This is a genomic window from Rhodococcus sp. Chr-9, from assembly GCF_000801125.1.
Lineage (GTDB): Bacteria > Actinomycetota > Actinomycetes > Mycobacteriales > Mycobacteriaceae > Rhodococcus > Rhodococcus pyridinivorans.
In genome coordinates this window covers 1-1,571 of sequence record NZ_JTIZ01000072.1, presented here as the reverse complement: position 1 = coordinate 1,571, position 1,571 = coordinate 1, and the positions used below count along the sequence as shown (strand labels likewise).

Genomic DNA, 1,571 nt, shown 5'->3' with positions numbered 1-1,571 from the left:
TAGACTATACTGCTAACTATGACTAACTATCAGTAGCTGGTATCTTATTATAGAGCAGTAGGGAATCGAACCCTACACCACGTTAGTACACCTTATTACTCTAACCAGCTGTCACTTAGTTATGCCTGTGACACTTTAATACACTAGGACTTTCGTTAGCTGATATAACCGTGCACCAGTTATCTGTATAGTTGTGCCATAGCTTAACACTTCGTCTATGGACTATACACCACTCATCAGGATAGCTGGACTCGAACCAACACTACATGTTCCCAAAACACGCATGCTACCATTAACACTATATCCTGTTACTATATGCCATAATACGCTCAATACCTAGAACTATAACTTATAACATATAATAAAATAAAGGAGAACACGAACAGTAGGAATCGAACCCACGTTTACAGGTTTGGAATCTGTAGCATTACCATTATACTATGTTCGCTAGATACAAAGGGCTGTTAGTTGCTAGTACTCATTTAATCAAACAGTATGCTTTACAGTTTGCACCCTATGCTTGGCTGTCAACTCTATGACATTTAAGTACCGTCAATCAGTACACCTATTCTTTTAATTCAAAACGTTTAATACTCCAGCCACTACCAATAAGATAGATGTAAATACACTTAGCATAATAGCTAGATAGTCATGGCGATAATACCACTCCTTAAAGTTGGTAACCGAACCTACACCATATAAAATGCCAAGAATAATCAAGGCAATATTAATTACAATCATTCATTCTCCTGACTTTCTACATAGAGTAAGATACAGAACGCGTCTGCCATGTCGTCGTTGATATCATTATCAGGTACTATGTTATAGCTCTTGAGTATCTCAATGCTTTGTACTTTTCGCAATGCACTCTTACCTTTAATTAGATGATACCCACACCATTTACTGTTTGGTACATCAACATAGCCAATGTTATGACGGTTACGCATGACACCCAAGAATGAACCGTTAGCTCTAATCAATGAGATGTTTCCCTTAGACTTGAACGTGATAATAGGTTCTTCAATATAAATAAAGTAGTCAAATAAATTGTAATGCTCAATAATTTCTGTTATACCGTCAGCAATAAGCTTGGCACGTTCCAAAGGATCTTTACTTTTACCACCTGCAATTGAACCGACTACATACTCATTTGTCAAAGGATTACGAAATGCGTAACCAGTATTAGAGGTGCTAAAGTCAATAGCTAAGGCTTTGCTCATAAATCAGAACTCAATTCAATATAAAGCTCTTTAGTAATTTCTCCAATATCAAATAAGTGCTTAACATAGTGTTCATATTCAATCGGAGTCAATACTTCTTTTTGTGCTAAAATATGCTCTTTATTCATTTCTTTATTCTCCCTTAAAAATTAAAGCTGTATCAAGATTAATCAAACCACATTCAACAGCGTTAAGTAAGAACTCGTTAAAGTCAACTTCTGACAATGTCTCTTGCTTAAATAGTAGCTGTTCCTCTGTCATTTGCTTTCCTCTCTCAACTTGATATATATATTATATCAAATGCACTTTTCAGGTTTGGTTTATCCTCTGTTATGTAAGCTATGATTGACT

General features: G+C 35.6%; 2 protein-coding genes and 2 tRNA genes. All 4 read right to left on the bottom strand.

Annotation, left to right across the window (positions count from 1 at the left end; all coding sequences use genetic code 11):
• Positions 1 to 236: 236 nt before the first annotated feature.
• Positions 237 to 308, bottom strand: a tRNA-Pro gene (locus QR64_RS08955).
• 69 nt (positions 309 to 377) lie between these two features.
• Positions 378 to 448, bottom strand: a tRNA-Trp gene (locus QR64_RS08950).
• A 289-nt stretch (positions 449 to 737) separates the two neighbouring features.
• Complete coding sequence (locus QR64_RS25740) at positions 738 to 1,220, bottom strand: hypothetical protein (RefSeq protein WP_036851100.1); 483 nt, start codon at positions 1,218 to 1,220, stop codon at positions 738 to 740.
• Complete coding sequence (locus QR64_RS28560) at positions 1,217 to 1,348, bottom strand: hypothetical protein (protein ID WP_015979566.1); 132 nt, start codon at positions 1,346 to 1,348, stop codon at positions 1,217 to 1,219. Before QR64_RS28560 ends, QR64_RS25740 begins: the two co-directional genes overlap by 4 nt.
• Positions 1,349 to 1,571: the final 223 nt, after the last annotated feature.